General features: G+C 69.3%; 13 protein-coding genes. 7 read left to right on the top strand and 6 right to left on the bottom strand.

Translation table 11 applies throughout. The annotated features are described in order from the left end of the window. Position 1: 1 nt before the first annotated feature. Positions 2-2,575, top strand: coding sequence for a DNA ligase D (ligD, locus tag RSA25_RS01540; protein ID WP_332807162.1), 2,574 nt, complete (start codon positions 2-4; stop codon positions 2,573-2,575). A 33-nt stretch (positions 2,576-2,608) separates the two neighbouring features. On the opposite strand, the gene RSA25_RS01535 is transcribed toward ligD, so the two are convergent. From RSA25_RS01535 to RSA25_RS01525, 3 genes are read right to left on the bottom strand one after another with little or no spacing between them, the layout of a single operon-like run. Beyond that, positions 2,609-2,995, bottom strand: coding sequence for a hypothetical protein (locus RSA25_RS01535; protein WP_332807161.1), 387 nt, complete (start codon positions 2,993-2,995; stop codon positions 2,609-2,611). A 49-nt stretch (positions 2,996-3,044) separates the two neighbouring features. Further along, positions 3,045-3,683 carry a bifunctional 4-hydroxy-2-oxoglutarate aldolase/2-dehydro-3-deoxy-phosphogluconate aldolase gene (gene eda, locus RSA25_RS01530; protein ID WP_332807160.1) on the bottom strand — a complete coding sequence of 213 codons (639 nt, stop codon included), beginning with the start codon at positions 3,681-3,683 and terminating at the stop codon, positions 3,045-3,047. Then, complete coding sequence (locus tag RSA25_RS01525) at positions 3,670-4,686, bottom strand: sugar kinase (RefSeq protein ID WP_332807159.1); 1,017 nt, start codon at positions 4,684-4,686, stop codon at positions 3,670-3,672. Before RSA25_RS01525 ends, eda begins: the two co-directional genes overlap by 14 nt. Positions 4,687-4,956: 270 nt before the next feature. Between RSA25_RS01525 and RSA25_RS01520 the strand changes: the two genes are divergently transcribed. Together RSA25_RS01520 and RSA25_RS01515 are read left to right on the top strand one after the other, a co-directional pair. Next, on the top strand, positions 4,957-7,704 hold the full coding sequence (locus RSA25_RS01520; RefSeq protein WP_332807158.1) for a TonB-dependent receptor: 2,748 nt from the start codon (positions 4,957-4,959) through the stop codon (positions 7,702-7,704). A gap of 263 nt (positions 7,705-7,967) precedes the next feature. Next, positions 7,968-11,726 (top strand): LamG-like jellyroll fold domain-containing protein, encoded by a 3,759-nt coding sequence (locus tag RSA25_RS01515; protein ID WP_332807201.1) that lies wholly within the window; start codon positions 7,968-7,970, stop codon positions 11,724-11,726. A 45-nt stretch (positions 11,727-11,771) separates the two neighbouring features. On the opposite strand, the gene RSA25_RS01510 is transcribed toward RSA25_RS01515, so the two are convergent. The 3 genes from RSA25_RS01510 to RSA25_RS01500 form a co-directional block, all read right to left on the bottom strand. Beyond that, positions 11,772-12,362, bottom strand: coding sequence for a cysteine dioxygenase family protein (locus RSA25_RS01510; RefSeq protein ID WP_332807157.1), 591 nt, complete (start codon positions 12,360-12,362; stop codon positions 11,772-11,774). Between the two features lie 152 nt (positions 12,363-12,514). Continuing rightward, positions 12,515-14,140: a carboxylesterase/lipase family protein gene (locus RSA25_RS01505; RefSeq protein WP_332807156.1), complete on the bottom strand. Its 1,626-nt coding sequence runs from the start codon at positions 14,138-14,140 to the stop codon at positions 12,515-12,517. Continuing rightward, a complete protein-coding gene (locus RSA25_RS01500; RefSeq protein ID WP_332807155.1) occupies positions 14,137-15,129 on the bottom strand; it encodes an alpha/beta hydrolase in 993 nt (330 codons plus the stop codon). Before RSA25_RS01500 ends, RSA25_RS01505 begins: the two co-directional genes overlap by 4 nt. A 153-nt stretch (positions 15,130-15,282) precedes the next feature. On the opposite strand from RSA25_RS01500, the gene RSA25_RS01495 reads away from it, so the two are divergent. Genes RSA25_RS01495 through RSA25_RS01480 form a run of 4 tightly spaced genes read left to right on the top strand, consistent with a single transcriptional unit; the run spans position 15,283 to position 18,984 of the window. Further along, positions 15,283-16,104 carry a 2-keto-4-pentenoate hydratase gene (locus tag RSA25_RS01495; protein WP_332807154.1) on the top strand — a complete coding sequence of 274 codons (822 nt, stop codon included), beginning with the start codon at positions 15,283-15,285 and terminating at the stop codon, positions 16,102-16,104. A gap of 37 nt (positions 16,105-16,141) precedes the next feature. Continuing rightward, positions 16,142-17,146: a TRAP transporter substrate-binding protein gene (locus tag RSA25_RS01490; RefSeq protein ID WP_332807153.1), complete on the top strand. Its 1,005-nt coding sequence runs from the start codon at positions 16,142-16,144 to the stop codon at positions 17,144-17,146. 11 nt (positions 17,147-17,157) lie between these two features. Continuing rightward, positions 17,158-17,697 (top strand): TRAP transporter small permease, encoded by a 540-nt coding sequence (locus tag RSA25_RS01485; RefSeq protein ID WP_332807152.1) that lies wholly within the window; start codon positions 17,158-17,160, stop codon positions 17,695-17,697. Positions 17,698-17,700: 3 nt separating this feature from the next. Beyond that, positions 17,701-18,984, top strand: coding sequence for a TRAP transporter large permease (locus tag RSA25_RS01480; protein WP_332807151.1), 1,284 nt, complete (start codon positions 17,701-17,703; stop codon positions 18,982-18,984).

The raw sequence follows: 18,984 nt of genomic DNA, 5'->3' as shown, positions 1-18,984 counted from the left end.
CATGTCATTGCAGGAATACCGCCGCAAACGCCGCTTCGACGGCACGCCGGAACCGGATGCCGAGCGCCGTGGCGCGCCCGCGCGGCGCCCGATCTTCGTGGTGCAGCTGCACCATGCCAGCTCGCGCCACTACGACTTCCGGTTGGAAGCCGATGGCGTGCTCAAGAGCTGGGCGGTGCCCAAGGGCCCGTCACTGCGAGCGGGCGAGAAACGCCTGGCGGTGGAGGTGGAGGACCATCCCCTGTCCTATGCCGGCTTCGAGGGCGACATCCCCAAAGGGCACTATGGTGCCGGCCACGTGGACGTCTACGACCATGGCAGCTGGGCCTGCGAGGGCGACCCGCTGGCGGCGATCGCGGCCGGCAAGCTGGACTTCGTGCTGCACGGCGAGCGCCTGAAGGGCGGCTGGAAGCTGGTGCGCACCGCGATGAAGGGCAAGCAGCACCAGTGGTTGCTGATCAAGCGCGATGACGACACCGCACGCGATGCCGAGGCCGATGACCTGCTCGATGCATCGCCTGCACCCGCGGCGGCCGGCAGGCGCGCGGCCGCGCAGGGCACCCGGGGTGGCCGCGGCAAGGCCACCGGCAAGGCGGCGCGCACGCCCACCCAGGTCACCAAGGCACCGGTGGCCCGCAAGGCGGACGCGCGCTGCCACGCGCGGGCACTGGCGCTGCCCGACGCGCGCGACGCCCCTTACCCGCGCGGATTCAAACCGCAGTTGACCGACCATCGCGCCAGCGCGCCCGACGGCGAGGCCTGGCTGCACGAGATCAAATGGGACGGCTACCGCCTGCTGGCCGAGGTCCACGATGGCGCGGTGACGCTGCGCTCGCGGGGCGGCTTGAACTGGACCGCCGACTTTCCCGAGGTCACCCAGGCCATCGCCGCGCTGCCGGTCCGCGACCTGCGCCTGGATGGCGAACTGGTGGTGCTCGATGCGCAGGGCCGCAGCGACTTCACCGCGCTGCAGAAGGTGATCGACGGCACCGCCAGGCAGCCGTTGCGCTATGTGGTGTTCGACATGCCGGGGATTGCCGGGGTGGACATCAGCCGCTCGCCGCTGGTGGAACGCAAGGCGCTGCTGAAGGCGTTGATCGGCCCCGCGCCGGGCACGCTGGCCTACAGCGAGCACGTGCTTGACCACGGCCCGGCGGTGTTCGCCGCCAGTGGCGAGGCCGGCTTCGAAGGCATCATCAGCAAGCGCGTCGATGCGGCCTACGTCAATGCGCGGTCACCGGCGTGGATCAAGATCAAGCACGAGAACACCGACGAGTTCCTGATCGTGGGGTACACCGATCCCAAGGGATCGCGCAGCGGCTTCGGCTCGCTGTTGATGGCCACCCCCGACGCGCACGGCCTGCGCTATGTCGGCCGGGTCGGCACCGGGTTCGACGACGCGTTGCTGGCCGCACTGACCCGGCAGATGAAGCCGCTGGCCGTGACCGAGGCGGTGGTCGAACTGCCGGCGCACGTGCCATTCAAGGCCCGCAGCGTGCACTGGGTGAAGCCGGTGCTGGTGGCCGAAGTGGCGTTCCGCGGCTGGGCCAAGGAGGGGCTGCTGCGCCAGGCCAGCTTCAAGCGGCTGCGCGAGGACAAGGCGGCGACGGATCTGGGCGCTGCGGGGGCCATACCGGCCGGGCAGAAAAAGACGAAGGCCGGCGGGAAGACGACACAGGCAACGGCCGCCGCGAAGACAGCCGTGGCCGCCGGCGCGGGCGAGGTGACCATCAGCCACCCCGAGCGGGTGGTGTTTGCCAAGGCGAAGATCACCAAGGGCGAGGTGGCCGATTACTACCGGCAGATGGCGCGCTGGATCCTGCCCGAGGTGGCACGGCGGCCGTTGTCGCTGCTGCGCTGCCCCGATGGCGTGGACAAGCCGTGCTTCTTCCAGAAGCACCACGGCACCGGCCTGGGCGAGGCGGTGCAGGCGATTCCGCTGGAACAGAAGCGTGGACGCGAGGACTACCTCTATATCGAGGACGTGCAGGGCCTGCTGCAACTGGTGCAGATGAACACGCTGGAGCTGCACCCCTGGGGCGCTACCGTGGCCGACCCCGAGCATCCGGACCGGCTGGTGTTCGACCTGGACCCCGGCGAGGGCGTGTCCTGGCCCGAGGTCAAACGCGCCGCGCGCGATGTGCGTGACCGGTTGCTGGAGACCGGGCTGCGCAGCTTCGTGCGGCTGTCCGGCGGCAAGGGGCTGCACGTGGTGGTACCGCTGCAGCCCAAGGCCGACTGGGCCCAGGCCAAGGACTTCTGCGAGGCCTTCGCCCAGGCCATGGCCGAGCACGCGCCGGACCGCTACGTGGCCACCATGAGCAAGGCCAAGCGCACCGGGGTGATCTTCATCGACTGGCTGCGCAATACGCGCGGGGCCACCAGCGTGTGCTCGTGGTCGCTGCGTGCGCGCCCCGGCGCCGGCGTGGCGGTGCCGCTGCGCTGGGAAGAACTGGCCCGGATCCGCGCGCCCGATGCCTTCCCGCTGGCCAAGGCGCTGCAACGCGCGCAGCGCCTGACGCAGGACCCGTGGGACGGCATCGATGCGGTGGCGCAGGCACTGCCCGGCCAGTGAGCTCGCGCTGCTGCTGAGCCAAGCGTAGGCGGATCAGCGCGGCCGGCAGCGCGCGCCCAGCCAGATGCCGGCCGCCTGCACCGGCAGCGACACCAGCAGCACCACCACGAACCAGAACGGGAAGTCGCTGCCGAGATCCCACGCCGCGTAGGCCGAGGCGGCGGCGATCACGGCCCAGACCACGGCCCCGTGCACATACGGCGCCACCGGCGCATGGCGCGCGGCGAAGGCGATGGCGGCCACGCCGCCGAGGATGGTCCAGGCCAGGTCCCAGGCCAGCCGCGGCTGGCCCGCGTCGGCCAAGCCGAGCCACGGCCCGATCCAGCCGGCGGCACCGCTGACCATGCCAAGCACGAACAGCGCCACCACCACGCACAGCACGGAGAGCACGGCGGTCTTGGCGAGCGACAACGCGGACATGGCGATCCAGGGCAACGGGACAGCGGCCATTATGGCCGCATGCGCCGGCTCAGCCGACCAGGGCGGCGCAATCGCGCGCGTGCTGCTCGATAGCGGCCCAGTCGCGGGCCTGCAGCAAGGCGCGGGTGGTCAACCACGAACCGCCCACGCACAGCACGTTGGGCAGGTGCAGGAACTCGCGCGCGGTCTGCGCGCTGATCCCGCCGGTGGGGCAGAACCGCACGTCGCCGAACGGGCCGTTCCAGGCCGACAGCATCGCCGCCCCGCCGGCCTGCACCGCCGGGAAGAACTTGAAGGTGTCCAGCCCGTGTTCCAGGCCGAGCATCAGCTCGGAGGACGTGGCCACGCCGGGCAGGAACGGCAGGTCGGTATCGCGCGCGGCCGCATACAGCCGCGCGGTGGCGCCGGGGGACACCGCGAAACGGCCACCGGCCTGCTTCACCTGTTCCATCTGCGCCGCGCCCAGCACCGTGCCGGCGCCGACCACCGCGTCGGGCACGGCCTCCACCATCGCGCGGATCGCCTCCATCGCCACCGGCGTGCGCAGGGTCACCTCGATCACCGGCAGGCCACCGTTGAACAGCGCGCGTGCCACCTGCACGGCATCGTCGACATTTTCCGGGGTGTACACCGGGATCACCGGGGCCAGTTTCAACACTGCGCGTACGCGCGGATCAGCGCCGGACATCGAATCGCTCCTCGCCCGTGAGGGCCATGATGTCAGCCTCGCTGACAGGGTTGAAATCGCCCGGGATCGAGTGCTTGAGGCACGCGGCCGCCAGTCCGAAGCGCACGACCGCCTCCGGTGCGAAGCCGCGCATGATGCCATGCAGGATGCCGGCGGCGAAGGCGTCGCCGCCGCCGATGCGGTCCACGATGCCGATCATCTCGCGGGTGGGGGCCAGCGCGCGGGTGCCGTCGCGGCCGAGCAGCATCGCGCCCAGAGCGTGGTTGTCCACGCTGTGCGGCGTGCGCTGGGTGCAGGCCATCCATTGCAGCCGCGGGAACGCGGCGAAGGCCTGCGCGGCGGCGGCGTCCACACGCGCCTGCGGATCGGCCTGGGGGAAGTCGCCGCCCAGCACGACGCCGATGTCGCGATGGTCGGCGAACACGCCCTCGGCGCAGTCGAACAATCCGCGCAGGATGGCCGGCGCATCGCCCTGCCAGCGCGCCCACAGCGACGGCCGGAAGTTGCCGTCGAAGGACACCTTCACCCCGCGCGCGCACGCCGCCTGCGCCGCCACCAGGGTGGCCTGCGCCATCGCCGGATTCAGCGCCGGGCTGACCCCGGACAGGTGCAGCCAGTCGGCGCCGGCCAGCAGCGTGTCCCAGTCGTAGTCGGCCGCGCTGCCGCAGGCAAAGGCCGAGTCGGCACGGTCGTAGACCACTTCGCTGGCGCGCTGCACCGCACCGGTGGTGAGGAAGTACAGGCCCATGCGGCCGGGCCGCACCTGCACGTGCGTGGTGTCCACGCCATGCCGGCGCAGCTCGCCGGCAACGAACTGGCCCAGCGGGTTGGCCGGCAGCGTGCTGACCATGGCCACCGCGTGCCCCAGGTGCGCCAGGCTGACCCCGACGTTGGCCTCCGCGCCACCGGCATGCACCTCCAGCTGCGCGCGCTGCAGCAGCAGTTCGCGACCGGGGGCGCTCATGCGCAGCAGCAGTTCTCCGAAACAGACGACACGACTCATGATGGTGGATCCCTGTGAAGGCGGGGGCGGCACGAAAGCGCCCCACGCGGAATGGCTAGCGGTGTCATTCTAGCCGCGCAGCGCCGGCCGTCTACCGGCCCGATTGTCGAAAGCATTGTCCCGCAAGCCTCTGCGGGACATTGAAAATCTGTTGCGCTGCAAGATGCTCCTTCTGGAACGGGCTGTTAACGTCCGCTCTGACCAGCGGTGTCATTGCACTGACATGTCGCCGGATAGCTGTTTCATGTAGCACCTTGGGAGAGGGAAAACATGCAATCTCGAAACATCCAGAAAAAGACACCGGTTACCTTGCTGGCTTTGTCGATCGGCCTGGCGCTGAGTGGTACCGCGCTGGCCCAGGAAACGCCGACCGACCTGGACACCGTCACCGTCACCGGCTACCGCGCCAGCGTGGAGAAGGCGCTGGACATCAAGCGCGGCGAAGCCGGCGTGGTGGATGCCATCGTCGCCGAGGATATCGGCAAGTTCCCGGATCTGAACCTGGCCGAGTCGCTGCAGCGCATCCCCGGCGTGGTCATCACCCGTGAGGCCGGCGAGGGCCGCAACATCTCCGTGCGTGGCCTGGGCCCGGACTTCACCCGCGTGCGCATCAACGGCATGGAGGCGCTGACCACCGTGGGCGCCGGCGACCAGAGCGGCGGCACCAACCGTGGCCGCGGCTTCGACTTCAACGTGTTCGCCTCGGACCTGTTCTCGCAGCTGCTGGTGCGCAAGACCGCCTCGGCCGACGTGGAAGAAGGCTCGCTGGGCGCCACCGTGGACCTGCGCACCGCGCGCCCGTTCGACTATGACGGCTTCACTTTCGCCGCCAGCGGCCAGGCCAGCTACAACGCCATGGCCGAAAAGGCCGACCCGCGCGTGGCCGCCCTGATCTCCAACACCTTCGCCGACGGCACCTTCGGGGCCCTGCTGTCGGTGGCCTATTCCGAGCGCCAGGCGCTGGAGGAAGGCTCCAACACCGGACGCTGGGCCAATGGCCCGAGCAACAACAACTTCAACGCCGCCTCGCCGTTCGCGGCCGCGCGCGGTGCCAACGTCTACCACCCGCGCTTCCCGCGCTACCTGCAGATGGAACACGAGCAGAAGCGCCTTGGCGTCACCGGCACCCTGCAGTGGAAGCCGACCGACGCGACCGAAATCTCGCTGGACACGTTGTACTCCAAGATCGACGCCAAGCGCGACGAGCACTACATCGAGGCGATTTCCTTCAGCCGCGGCACCAGCACCAACCCGCGCCTGGTCGGCAAGCCGGCGATGATCGTCAAGAATGGCGCGATCGAGAACAACGCGCTGGTCTACGGTGAGTTCGACAACGTCGACATCCGCACCGAAAACCGCCACGACGAGTGGAGCACCGAGTTCAAGCAGATCGCGCTGAACGGCCAGCACCGTTTCGGCGATGACTTCACCTTGTCCGGCAAGGTCGGCATCTCGCGCTCCAAGCACGAGAACCCGATCCAGACCACGATCATCATGGACAAGTACGACGTCGACAATTACAGCTACGACTACCGGGGCAACAGCCGGTTCCCGACGCTGAACTACGGCATCGACCCGACCAATCCGGCGGGCTGGGAACTGGCCGAAATCCGCCTGCGCCCGCAGTACGTGGACAATGACTTCGATACCGGCCAGATCGACTTCAACTGGAACATCAGCCCCGGCTTCCGCCTGAAGGGCGGCATCCTGGCCAAGAACTACACCTTCAAGACGGTCGAGCTGCGCCGCGCCAGCGAGCTGGCCGTGCCCAACTTCCCCGACGGCAGCAAGATCGTGCCGGTGGACATGACCCAGCAGGAAGGCCTGAAGGGCATCACCGGCAGCCCCAACAACTGGGTGGTGCCCAATCTCGATGCGATCGCCAACCAGTTCGACATCTACAGCAACACCGGCATCTTCGCCGTCGCCCCGCGCGCCAACAACGTGCGCAGCGTGGAAGAAGAGGATCGCGGCGGCTACCTGATGGGCGAGTTCTCCACCGAACTGGGCAGCATCCCGTTCTCGGGCAATGTCGGCGTGCGCTATGTGCGGACGAAGCAGAGCGCCACGGGCCTGTCCACGCTCACCACCACCACGGTGTCCACCACCGCCGAGCGCACCTACGATGACACCCTGCCCTCGTTCAACCTGGTGGCGGAAATCACCCCGGACTTCCTGATCCGCCTCGGTGCGGCCAAGGTCATGAGCCGTCCCGGCCTGGGCAACCTGACGCCCGGTTCCACCGTGGCCGTGGCCGGCTCGGCACGTACCATCGCCACCGGCAACCCGAACCTGGACCCGATCCGCGCGACCAACGTGGACCTCGGCTTCGAGTGGTACTTCGCCGAAGGCGCGATGGCCGGTGTCGGTCTGTTCTACAAGGACATCGACACCTTCATCCAGACCACCCGCGAAACCCATCCATACAGCTTCAGCGGCCTGCCCGACGCGCTGCTGATCGGGACCGGCGCCAGCCCGGACAGCGACTTCACCTACACCAAGCCGGTCAACACCCCGGGCGGCGAGCTCAAGGGCGTGGAAGTCAACTACACCCAGCCGTTCACCTTCCTGCCGGGCAAGTGGTCCAACCTGGGCGTGCAGTTGAACTACACCTGGGTCGACTCGCAGATCCAGTACATCAACTCCAGCGGCCAGCCGGTGCTGAAGGCCGACCTCACCGGGCTGTCGCGCACCTCCTGGAACGCCACGCTGTTCTACGAGGGCAAGGTGTTCTCCGGTCGCGTCTCGGCGACCAATCGCGACGACTACCTGACCCAGGTGACAGGCACCGAAGCCGGCTTCAACCTCGACGGCTACCACGGCATGACCGGCACCACCTTCATCGATGCGTCGATCCGCTACGCGATCAACGAGAAGCTGGAGCTGAGCCTGGAAGGCATCAACCTGACCAACGAAGCCAGCGACGAGTGGGTCTACTCGCCGTCCACGGGCCAGCTGCCGCTGCAGTACACCGAGACGGGACGGCAGTTCATGCTCGGCGTGCGCTACAAGTTCTGATCCACGCCAGACGGCGGCGGCGTGCGCGATCGCGCCGCCGCTGCTGCGTCGCAAGATGTTGGGGAACGTCGGCTTTGCTAGCGTGCGTTGCGTCCGGACACGCGGCGGGGAGGCTGCGCGCCCGCACGCACCGCGTTGGCACTGCCCTCGATCCAGCTCCCCGCGCCACTGCCGTACCGTTGAGCTGTCGAAAGGAACCTGCCATGCCGCTGCACGCTGTCCGTTCGCTCCGTCGCACCCGTCTTTCGGCCAGCCTGCTGTGGATGCTGCTGGGAGGCAGCGCCGGCGCCTGGGCACAGCCGGCACCGCAACTGCTGTTCCACGTCTCGGCCGACAACGGCTTCACCGCCGACACCGCGCAGGGCGATGCGGTCCCCAATTTCCTGGACAAGGTCAAACGCGTGCCCGATGGCGCGCGCGGATCGGCGATCCAGTGGGAAGACGACGGCGTGCTCGCGTGGAACGCACCCGGCAACCTCCAGGCCCAGCGCGGCACGCTCGGCTTCTTCTGGCGCCCGCGCTATGCGGTGGGGGAAGCGCCGTTCGTGATCTTCCGGGTCGGCTATGCCGACCACAGCAGCTGGGACATGGCCTGGCTGCGCATCGACTGGAACGGCCACGGCTTCGATGCCTTCGTCACCGACGCCAACCTGGCCCGCACCCGGGTGTCCTTCACGCTCGACCATGCCCCGTCACCGCAGCAATGGCAGCACATCGCCTTTGGCTGGGACGAAGACCATGGCGTGCGCCTGCACGTCGATGGCAAGGAAGTGGCACGCCAGGACACCACCGCCGATTACGACGCCGCGCTGGACCAGCTCGGCCTCGCCGGCCGGGTGATGGCGCCCTACCAGGTGCAGAGCCGCTACAACTTCCTGCGTGGCAGCGACCTGGACGAGATCCGCGTCTACGATCGCCTGCTCGATCCGGCCGGCATGGCCGCGCTGGCACGCAATACGGCACCGACCACGGCCGTGGCCGCACCCGATCCGATGCGGGCCTGGCGCCATCGCTTCGGCTGGGACAGCGCAGCGCCACCGGCGCTGACGGCACCGACCACGCGCATCCGCAAGGTCGAGTTCGCCGACACCCGCGACCACAAGCAGTGGATGTGGAAGGCCACCGACGGCATTGCCGAGACCACCTGGCCCGGCGTCTACAACCGCTCGCGACTGCCCGGCCGCAACGACTACTTCCAGCTGCCGGACTGGAACACCTACGTCGAGGGCGGGCAGCAGCTTGACCTGACCCTGCCGGCGGGCGAGACAGTCAACCGCATCGAAGTGCGCGGCGCCGCGTTCGGCTCGTTGATCCATGGCGACGACGGCCAGCCGCCGACGCCGCTGCTGCAGCGCCCGCGCGGCGTGGTGCGCAGCGTCGATGACATCCCCGCGCAGACCGGCGGCGTCCTGCACTTCCGCAATACCGAACAGGAAACCCCGATCCAGGAAATCTGGGCCTACGACGTCAGCGCCGCCGCCGAGCCGGCCGGCACGGTCAAGCAGCGCTACCTGATCGACAGCCAGGCCCTGCCGGACTACCTCAACATCGCCAGCCTGCGGCAGTACATCGACGGCCGCTTCCCGGCGGCCGAGCGCAGCACGGTGATGGCGCTGCCCAAGGGCGCCGGCTCGCGGCGCCGCGCCGCCGACACGCTGCCGGCGCATCCCTTGCCGATCGTGCACGTGCTGATCCCCTCCGGCGTGGGCGACGCCCCGGCCGCGCAGCCGCTGATCCGCAGCTGGGCCTACAGCTGGGAGAACATGCACGATGGCCTGGATGGCGTGGCGATCGACCTGCCTGCCCTGGATCTGCCGGCCACGCACAACGGCCTGATCCCACTCAACCTCCGCATCAAGGATCCGATCTGGCCGGCGCGCGACATGATCGATGTGTCGGTGTCGGTGCGACCGGGTGAAAAGCGCACGCTGTGGCTGGACCTGCGCGACCGCATCCTCACCGCCGACAGCCTGTGGCTGTCCATCGCCTCGGCCGCGCCGGGCTTCAATGCCGCCTCGCTGGATGGCGCGGAGATCCGCATGGTCTACAAGGACCGCGAGCAGGCAAAGCAGGAACACATCGCCGACCGCTTCAACCAGGCGCGCGACAACTGGGGCTTCCTGGTCGAAGAACACACCACCTCCAAGCGCCAGCGCCTGTATGCGCGCGTGTATGCCGACCTGACCGATCTGCTGCGGGTCGACCCGGATCACGCACTCGGCCGCCTGTACTGGAACTACATCAGCTACAACAGCCAGGGCAAACCGCCGTTCACCGCGCCGGTGGCGCCCAAGGGCGTGCCGCGGTGGGCGTTCGCCCAGACCGAAGACCTCAAGTACGTGCGCCGCTTCGTGGACTGGTGGATCGACCACCGCCAGATCGCCTACGGCGACTTCGGCGGCGGCATCTCCGATGACTCCGACCTCACCCAGCAGTGGCCGGGCCTGGCACTGATGGGCGTGCAGCCGGACCGCCTCAATGCCTCGTTGACCGCGCTGTCCGATGCGGTGTATCGCAATGGCATGTTCAGCCACGGCCTGAGCACCATCGAGACCGACGAGCTGCACGCCTACGAGGAAGGCATCAACACCAACAGCGCCATGCTCTACCTCAACTGGGGCGATCCGCTCACGGTGGAGCGGCTGATGGAAACGGTGAAGGCCTTCGACGAGCGCATCATCCTGCCCAACCCGCAGGGCCACCTGTTGTTCTCCAGCAACTGGTACGGCGGCAACAAGGTGTACCGCGAACCCAACTGGCAGTGGCAGAAGCCGTACTCCTTCCCTGCGTTGCACCCGGCGTTCCTGGTCGGCCAGTACAACGCCGACCCCACCAGCCGCAAACTGGTCACCGGGCTGGCCGACAGCTACCTGGCCCATGCCTACACCGACGACAAGGGCCGCTGGACCCTGCCCAACGAGATCAGCTGGGCCACCGGCAAGACGCGCGGCGGCGAGCTCAACAACGGCTCCGGTGGTGGCGATGTCATGCACACCTTCTGGGCGGCGTGGCGCTGGAGCGGCGACGCCCGCTACCTCAAGGCGCTGGACTACCGCGTCGAACGCGGCGGCCCCGGCGCGCTGGCCAACCTGGGCGAGAACTATGTGGAGGTACTGGGCCGTGGCGCGGAATGGAACCCACGCCTGATCGCCGATGCCGACGCCGGCAACACCGGTTTCTCCAGCCTGATGGCGTGGCAGGCCACCGGCGACAAGGCCTACCTGGAAGCGCTGCACGCCGACGGCATCCAGGCCAAGGCGCAGCGCGAGTACATGAACACCGAAGGCCATTGGTGGTCGGACCGGGTGGAGGCGCCGAGCGAGTTCCTGCAGCGCGCCCGCCTGGGCGGCATCGCGCTCAAGCGCAACCAGAGCTGGCCCGGGCACACGGTGAGCTGGCGCTTCGAGCAGCCCGACGCCGCCGAACAGGTGGCGCTGCTGGTGCACGCGCCCTCGCCCGATCGCTTCAAGGTGATCGCCTACAACCTCGGCAAGCGCGCGGTGGATGCGCAGATGACCGCCTGGAACGTCACTGCCGGCCAGTGGCGGCTGACCAGCGGGGTGGACCGCGATGGCGACGACCGCATCGACGGCAAGGCCAGCGTGCGTGAGCTGGCGCTCGAACGCAGCGCGTCCACCACGTTGCGGTTCGTGCCGGGGCAGGCACAGGTGTTCGAGTTCGAGCTGGTGCAGGCCGGGCAGCCGGTGGAACAACGGCCCGACCTCGGGATCGGGCGGGGCGATGTGCGCGTGGACGGGCGCCAGGTCCAGGTGATCGTCCACAGCCTGGGCCATGTCGCGACCGGCGTGGGCGTGGCGGTGCTCGAGGACGCCAAGGGCCGTGAGCTGGCCCGGGTGGAGATTCCGCGCCTGGCCGCGCCCGGCGATCTGGTGCCCAAGACCACGACGGTCAGCCTGCCGCTGCCCGCCGGCAATCCCCGAGGCCTGCGCGTGCGTGTCATGCAGGCTGACGGGGCGGCGGAAGTGACCCAGCTCAACAATGCGGTGGCGCTGGACCGGTAGCGCCCTGCCCTGCAGGGCCGTTTTCGCGCCGGCACACCGCCGGCGCTAGGCCGCGTCGGTCTCCATCACCTGCAGGCGGCGCGCATACCAGCCGCCGCCCTCGGGCTCGAAGATCGCGCTGCGCGTCATCTCGCCCTGGTAGACGTGGACCGAGATGGCCAGCGCGTCGGCGCTGGTGTTGCGGATGGTGTGGTATTCGTGCGGCGGGATCAGGCTGCCGGCGCTGCCGCAGTCGCCCACGATGGCCGGTTGTGCGCGGAAGCGGAAGCGCTCGCCGTCGCGTTCCAGCAGCTGGTACTGGGTGATCTCCAGTTGGCCCAGCCACACCCCTTCCACGCACCACAGCCCGCTGTGGTCATGCAGCGGCGTGCCCTGCCCCGGCCCCCAGCTCATTGCCACCACGCTGTAGCCATGCGCGGCGCTGCGGTACAGCTCGCGCCGCGCGTAGTGGTCTTCGATGGGGCGATGGACGCAGGCCGGCAACTGGATGCGGCTGTCGGCGATGGCCTCGCGCAGCGCCTGGCGCAAGGTGGCGGCGATCTGCTGGGCATCATCGTGCTGGACCGCATGATCGACCGCAGCGATCAATCGATCACGGCCATGAAACGGCGGAAACGGGTCGTGGAAATCTTGCATGACCCCAGTCTAGGCGATCACGGTGAACGCCATGTTTGACGGGAATCACGGCAGATGCCGTCGAAGTTGAGCTAGTAGCAATCAAATTCGGCGAAACGGTGGCTAAAACCTATCAAAGCCACCGTTCCTCCATGACAGTCATCGACGCGCGCTCAACCGAACGTGCCGCGCTGGATGAAGGGCGCCTGCCGGTAGAGTTCGCGCTCGCCTCCGCGCGGGTCGTCGGCCTGGCGCGGGGGGCGGTCGAACAGCAGGGTCTGGCGGCGCTCGAGCGCATACCGCTCCCACGCCGGCAGGCCGGGATGATGGGGGTCGCCGTGCCGCGCGAACGCGATCAACGCCGCGCTCATCGACGCGGCCACCTGCATGGCGTCCTCGCCGTTGCCGGTCCGCGAACCGGGCTGGTGGGTGTTGTCGAACACCAGCGGGATGTCCAGCGTGTGGAACGCGCCGAACCTGCCGCCGTCCAGCGGCGAGCCCCAATCCAGTTGATAGGCCCAGGTGGGTGCGCCCTGGCGCGCACGCGCCTCCAGCTCCTCCACCGCGCCGCGCCACGAGCGCCCGGCGGTGGTGGCGGCGAAGAACACCTGCGAAGGCGTGTAGTGCGGATACAGCCGCCGGTACCCGGCAATCACCACCGAAGGCAGCAGGTCTACGTACTGCTCCCTTTCCAGCCTGGCCGGCAGCGTGTCCCAGGTGAGCGCGAAGTTGGCCGGGTCGTTGCCCAGGAACGCGCGTGTTTCATCGCGGGTGTTGCCGATCACCATCGGGATCCCGGCCGATTGCGCGGGCGCCTCCGGCCAGAACGGATGCACCGGCAGCACGGTGTGGTCCAGCACGGGACCAAAGTAGAGGGCGGTGTCTTCCACCCGCGATGGATCGCGGGCGCGGGTGGCGGCCAGCAGCGCCTCGGTGGACAGCGCGCGCAGGCCGGCCACGTCGGCCGCGCCGGTGGCCTGCATCGCGATCCGCGCGCGCTGGCTGGCCGCGCGCGGACCGGCGGCGGTCACCTGCTGGCCGCTCATGGTCCATGCCCGCTGGAACAGCCCGCGCGCGGCCGGCATCGCCATCAGCGTGGCGATCTTGGCACCACCGCCGGACTGGCCGAACACGGTGATGTTGTCCGCATCCCCGCCAAATTCCGCGGCGTGCTGGCGCACCCACTGCAGGGCCTGGACCAGGTCGAGCTGGCCGACGTTGCCCGATCCGGCCAAGGCCGGATCGCCGGTCGCGCCCAGGTACAGATAGCCGAAGACGTTGAGGCGGTGGTTGACCGTCACCACCACCACGTCGCCACGCCGGCACAGCGCGCTGCCGTCGTACAGCGGATCGCTGCCCGAGCCGGTGCTGTAGGCGCCGCCGTGGATATAAAACAGGATGGGCCGCCTGCCGCCGTCGCGCAGCGCGGGCGTCCACACGTTGAGGAACAGGCAATCCTCGCTGCCGGGGCCGTCGCCGCCCGGCTGCGGGGCCGACGCGCCGTACTGGCTGGCATCGCGCACGCCGCGCCATGCCGCCTCGGGCAGTGCCGGCAGGAAACGGCGCGTGCGCGTGTCGGCGCCATAGGGAATGCCACGGAAGACACTCACGCCCTGCTCGCGCTGGCCGCGCAGGCGCCCACTGCGCACGCGCGCCAGCGGAGCCGCGTCTTCGCGCGGGCCCGGGGTGCCGGCCAGCGCGGCCAGCGGCGGCAGGCTGGTGGCGCCCAGCAGCAGCGCATATCGCGCGCTGTCGCGCAGGAAACGCCGGCGTTGCAGATCCGCGCCGGTCCCGCTCATCGCGCGGCCTCCGGTGCCTGCGCCTGCATCCAGCGCAGGGCCAACGCAGGCCACTGCGCGACGGTCGATGTGGCTGGCATGCGCACGCCGAAGCCGTGCCCGCCCTGCGGGAACAGGTGCATTTCGGCCGCCACGCCGGCGCGCGACATCGCCTGGTAATAGACCAGGCTGTTGTGCACCGACACCACTGCGTCATCCTGCGCATGCACCAGGAAGGTGGGCGGCTGGTCCGGGCGCACGTGGTCCTGCATCGAGAACTGCGCGACCTGCGCCGCCTGCGGATGCTCGCCGAGCAGTCGCGTACGCGAGCCGCTGTGCGCATGGGCCCCCATGTCGATCACCGGGTAGAGCAACAGGGCCATGTCCGGCCGCGCGCTCTGCCGGTCGATCGCATCGGCGGGGGGATACACCGGCAGGTCGAAGCCGGTACTCAGCCGCGCGGCGACATGGCCGCCGGCGGAGAAACCCATCACGCCGATACGCTTCGGGTCCAACTGCCAGCGCGTGGCCCCGGCGCGGATCAGGCGCAGGGCCCGCTGGGCATCGGCGAGCGCGGCCTGGCGGTCGGCGCGCCCGGCCGGCAGCCGGTAACGCAGCACGAACAGCGTGACCCCGCCCTGGTCGACGAACGCCGGCACCAGCGCGGTGCCTTCCTTGTCCAGCACGATGCGCTGGTAGCCGCCGCCGGGGATCACCAGCAGGGCGCTGCCGTTGGGGTGCCTGGGACGGTAGGCGACCAGATAGGGCGCGTCCACATCGTCGATGTAACGATCCGGCAGGGGGGCGTCGCCGCTGCGCTCGATCACGTGGGGCGTGCGCGCCGGGCCGGTTTCGCCGGGCACCTGGCCGGCCGGCCACAGGGCGAGGCGATCGGCGCTGCCGGCGGCCGGTTCGGTGGCCGGTACGCTGCGCGCGGCCGCGTGCAGCAGGGAGGGGGACGCGGCCAGCCACAGGCAGGCCAGCAGGACGGGCAGAACGGCGCGGCGCATGGCGGGAAGTGTCCTCGTCGGCAGGGGCATGGGGTTCCAAGGTGCCCGGCGACAGCGTCTGACGCGCTGCACATTGCCAATGACACCGGTTTACCATATACAGCTCATCCAGACGCTGTCGATGCGCAGCGCACCATTCACCGGGAGACCCGCTTGAGCAACGATCACGGCACATCAGAGCTGCCCGACCAGGGGTTGGGCGAGATCGCCCACGCCTTCGTCGGCGCCCGCCAGCAGGGCCGCGCGCTGGCCGATTTCCCCGGCCATATCCCGCCGGACCTGGTCACCGCCTACCGTGTCCAGGACCAGGCGATCGCGCTCTGGGACGATACGGTGGTGGGTTGGAAGGTGGGTTACATCGCCGCCGAGCGCCGCGACGCCTCCGGCGACGACCGCCTGCTGGGCCCGATCTTTTCCCGTCGGCTCTGGAATGCTACCGGTGGAACAGTGGAGATCCCGGTGTTCGTCGGCGGCTTCGGCGCGGTCGAGGCCGAGTACGTGATCCAGCTGCAACAGGACGCCCCGGCCGACAAGCTGCAGTGGACCGCCGAGGAAGCCGAGGCATGGCCGGCCCGGTTGTTCATCGGCGTGGAAGTGGCCAGCAGTCCGCTGGCCACCATCAACCAGCTTGGCCCGCGCGTGGTGGTGTCCGATTTCGGCAACAACAACGGCCTGGTGCTGGGGCCGGAAATCCCCAACTGGACCGCACTGGACGATGCCGACCTGCGTGCGGAAACCCGCATCGAGGGCGCGGTGGTCGGTACCGGCGGCGCCACCCTGCTGCCCGGCGGGCTGCGCACCGCCTACGCCTTCGCGCTGGCGCGTTCGGCGCAGCGCGGACGGCCGCTCAAGGCCGGCGACCTGATCGCCAGTGGCAACGCCACCGGCATCCACGACATCGCCGTGGGGCAACAGGCATTGATCCGCTTCGCCGGCTACGGCGACATTACCTGCAAGGCCATCGCCGCCGGGTAACCGCGCCGCCATGGACAGACCGCTTGGGAGGGCGCAGATGTTCACTCGCAGAAATTTCCTTGCCACCGGCGTGGGCGCGCTGAGCGTGCCCCTGCTGCCGGCATGTTCGCGCGGCACCGGCAGCGACCTGCCCGGCGCGCACCTGCTCACCGCCACCGACGTGCACGTGGCCGACTACCCCACCGTGACCGCGGTGAAGTGGATCGGCCAGCAGCTGGAACAGAAGACCGGTGGCCGCCTGAAGCTGCGGCAGTACCACTCCGGCCAGCTGGGCCGCGAGTCCGAGGCGATCGACATGGCGCGCTTTGGCGCCATCGACATCACCCGCGTTTACGCCGGGGCGCTCAACAACGCCTTTCCGCTGACCCAGGCGCTGTGCCTGCCGTATGTGTTCGACTCGGTGGCGCACATGCGCCGCGCCCTCGATGGCGGCATCGCCGAGGCGGTGCTGGCCGGCTTCGAAAGCCGCGACCTGGTCGGCCTGGCCATCTACGATTCCGGCGCGCGCTGCTTCTACAACACCAAGCACCCCATCGTGGAACCCAGCGACCTGCACGGCCTGAAGCTGCGCGTGGCCTCCTCGGACATCTTCATCCAGCTGATGCGCCTGCTGGGCGCCAACCCGACCCCGATGTCGCTGGGCGACACCTTCTCGGGCATGGAGACGCACATGATCGACGGCGCTGAAAACAACCTGCGCAGCTTCCACTCCAGCCGGCATTTCGAGGCCGCCCATTACTGGTCGCAGAGCGATCACTCCTACGCACCTGACGTGCTGCTGATGTCGCGCCAGCGCTTCGAGGCGCTGACCCCGGCCGACCGCCAGCTGCTGCTGGACACCGCGCGTGCCTCGGTGGACGTGATGCGCGCGCAGTGGGACGCCTCGGAGAACACCGCGCGCCAGGCGGTGGCCGACTTCGGCATCCAGTTCAACGCGGTGGACATGCCCGCCTTCCGCAAGGCCGCCGCGCCGTTGCTGCAGCAGTACCTGCAGCAGCCGGCGCTGGCCGCGCTGACCCGTCGCATCCGCGACTTCGCCTGAGGCCTGCCGCGATGTCCGATCCCGTTTCCGATACCGCCGTTGCCGTGCCCAGCGCACCGCAGCGCCTGCTCAACGGCATTGCCGAGGTGGCCATCCACATCGCCGTGCTGGCCCTGCTCGGGCTGGTGGTGGTGCAGGGCTGGCAGGTGTTTGCCCGCTACGTCATCAACGATTCGCCCAGCTGGACCGAGCCGGTCACGCTGCTGCTGCTGGCCACGGCGATGAGCCTGGGCGCAGCCACCGGCGTGCACACCCGCCGCCATTTCGGCTTCTTCCTGCTGGCCGCGTACCTGGGCCCGGGCCTGCGCCGCGTGGTGGAGGTGTTTTCCGCGCTGGTGGTGGCCGTGCTCGGCGCGGTGATCGCCTGGTGGGCGGCCGTCCTGCTGCTGGATGGCCTGGACATCAAGGCCGCCGGCGCCCCCCTGCCGCAGAGCATCAACTACCTGCCGCTGTCGGTGGGCGGTGCGCTGATGGCGATCTTCGCCGTGAACCAGATGGTGCAGGCCGTGCGCCCCGCCGACCCTGCCACCGTTGCAGAGGGAGACCGCTGAACCATGGGCATCACGATCCTGTTTACCGTTTTCGCGGTGCTGCTGCTGCTCGGCGTGCCCGTCGCCTACGCCCTGGCGGCCGCCGCGCTCGCCACGTTGTGGTACCTGGACCTGCCCACGCTGGTGCTGGTCCAGCAGATTTCCGCCGGCACCGGCTCGGCCTCGCTGATCGCGATCCCACTGTTCATCTTCGCCGGTGAAATCATGATGCGCGGCGGCATCTCCGAACGCCTGATCGCGCTGGCGTCGTCGCTGGTGGGGCGCATGCGCGGTGGCCTGGGCCAGGTCTCGATCCTGTCCTCGCTGTTCTTCGGTGGCGTCTCCGGCTCGGCCATCGCCGATGTCTCGGCGGTGGGCGGCACGATGATCCCGCAGATGGTCAAGCGCGGTTACGACCGCGATTTCGCGGTGAACGTGAGCATCACCGCCGCGCTGGTGGCCCTGCTGGTGCCGCCCTCGCACAACCTGATCCTGTTCTCGGCCGCGGCCGGTGGCGGGCTGTCCATCGCCGACCTGTTCGCCGCCGGCATCGTGCCGGCGCTGCTGATGACCGTGGCGCTCATGCTCACCGGCTACGTGGTGGCGCGCCGTCGCGGCTACGGGGTGGAGGTCTTCCCCGGCTGGCGCGCGGTGCTGCTGCGCATGGTCTCGGCCCTGCCCGGCCTGGGCCTGGTGGCGCTGATCTTCATCGGCATCCGCGCCGGCATCTTCACCGCGGTGGAGAGTGCGGCCATCGCCGTGGTCTACGCGCTGCTGGTCACCACCGTGCTGTACCGCCAGCTCAACTGGCGCGAGTTCCTGGGCACGGTCACCCATGCCGCGCGCAGCACCGGCGTGATCCTGTTCGTGATCGCCACCGCCGCGGTGTTCGGTTGGCTGCTGGCCTACCTGCAGGTGCCGGCGGCGGCGGTGGACTTCCTGCAGTCCTTCGCGCACAGCCAGTTCATGGTGCTGTTGATGATCGTGGTGATGCTGCTGTTGCTGGGCACCTTCATGGACCTGGCGCCGATGATCCTGATCTGCACCCCGATCTTCCTGCCGGTGGCCAAGGCGTACGGCATCGATCCGATCCACTTCGGCCTGGTGCTGGTGCTCAGCGGTGGCCTCGGCCTGGTGACGCCGCCGGTGGGCTCGGTGCTGTTCATCGGCACGGCCATCGGCAAGATCAGCGTGGGCGAGAGCATGCGCTCGATCTGGCCGTTCTGGTTTGCCGCGCTGGGGGTGCTTGTGATCGTCACCTTCTTCCCGGAACTGTCGCTGTGGCTGCCGGCGCTGCTGCGCGCCTGA

This window comes from Stenotrophomonas sp. (genome assembly GCF_036662295.1).
Classification (GTDB): domain Bacteria; phylum Pseudomonadota; class Gammaproteobacteria; order Xanthomonadales; family Xanthomonadaceae; genus Stenotrophomonas.
This window is presented reverse-complemented; position numbering and strand designations above follow the sequence as displayed.

What these genes read in the sequence shown, in the direction of transcription:
- ligD (WP_332807162.1), top strand. Translation starts at nt 2, where the DNA reads ATGTCATTGCAGGAATACCGCCGCAAACGCCGCTTCGACGGCACGCCG.
- RSA25_RS01535 (WP_332807161.1), bottom strand. Translation starts at nt 2,995, where the DNA reads ATGTCCGCGTTGTCGCTCGCCAAGACCGCCGTGCTCTCCGTGCTGTGC.
- eda (WP_332807160.1), bottom strand. Translation starts at nt 3,683, where the DNA reads ATGTCCGGCGCTGATCCGCGCGTACGCGCAGTGTTGAAACTGGCCCCG.
- RSA25_RS01525 (WP_332807159.1), bottom strand. Translation starts at nt 4,686, where the DNA reads ATGAGTCGTGTCGTCTGTTTCGGAGAACTGCTGCTGCGCATGAGCGCC.
- RSA25_RS01520 (WP_332807158.1), top strand. Translation starts at nt 4,957, where the DNA reads ATGCAATCTCGAAACATCCAGAAAAAGACACCGGTTACCTTGCTGGCT.
- RSA25_RS01515 (WP_332807201.1), top strand. Translation starts at nt 7,968, where the DNA reads ATGCTGCTGGGAGGCAGCGCCGGCGCCTGGGCACAGCCGGCACCGCAA.
- RSA25_RS01510 (WP_332807157.1), bottom strand. Translation starts at nt 12,362, where the DNA reads ATGCAAGATTTCCACGACCCGTTTCCGCCGTTTCATGGCCGTGATCGA.
- RSA25_RS01505 (WP_332807156.1), bottom strand. Translation starts at nt 14,140, where the DNA reads ATGAGCGGGACCGGCGCGGATCTGCAACGCCGGCGTTTCCTGCGCGAC.
- RSA25_RS01500 (WP_332807155.1), bottom strand. Translation starts at nt 15,129, where the DNA reads ATGCGCCGCGCCGTTCTGCCCGTCCTGCTGGCCTGCCTGTGGCTGGCC.
- RSA25_RS01490 (WP_332807153.1), top strand. Translation starts at nt 16,142, where the DNA reads ATGTTCACTCGCAGAAATTTCCTTGCCACCGGCGTGGGCGCGCTGAGC.
- RSA25_RS01485 (WP_332807152.1), top strand. Translation starts at nt 17,158, where the DNA reads ATGTCCGATCCCGTTTCCGATACCGCCGTTGCCGTGCCCAGCGCACCG.
- RSA25_RS01480 (WP_332807151.1), top strand. Translation starts at nt 17,701, where the DNA reads ATGGGCATCACGATCCTGTTTACCGTTTTCGCGGTGCTGCTGCTGCTC.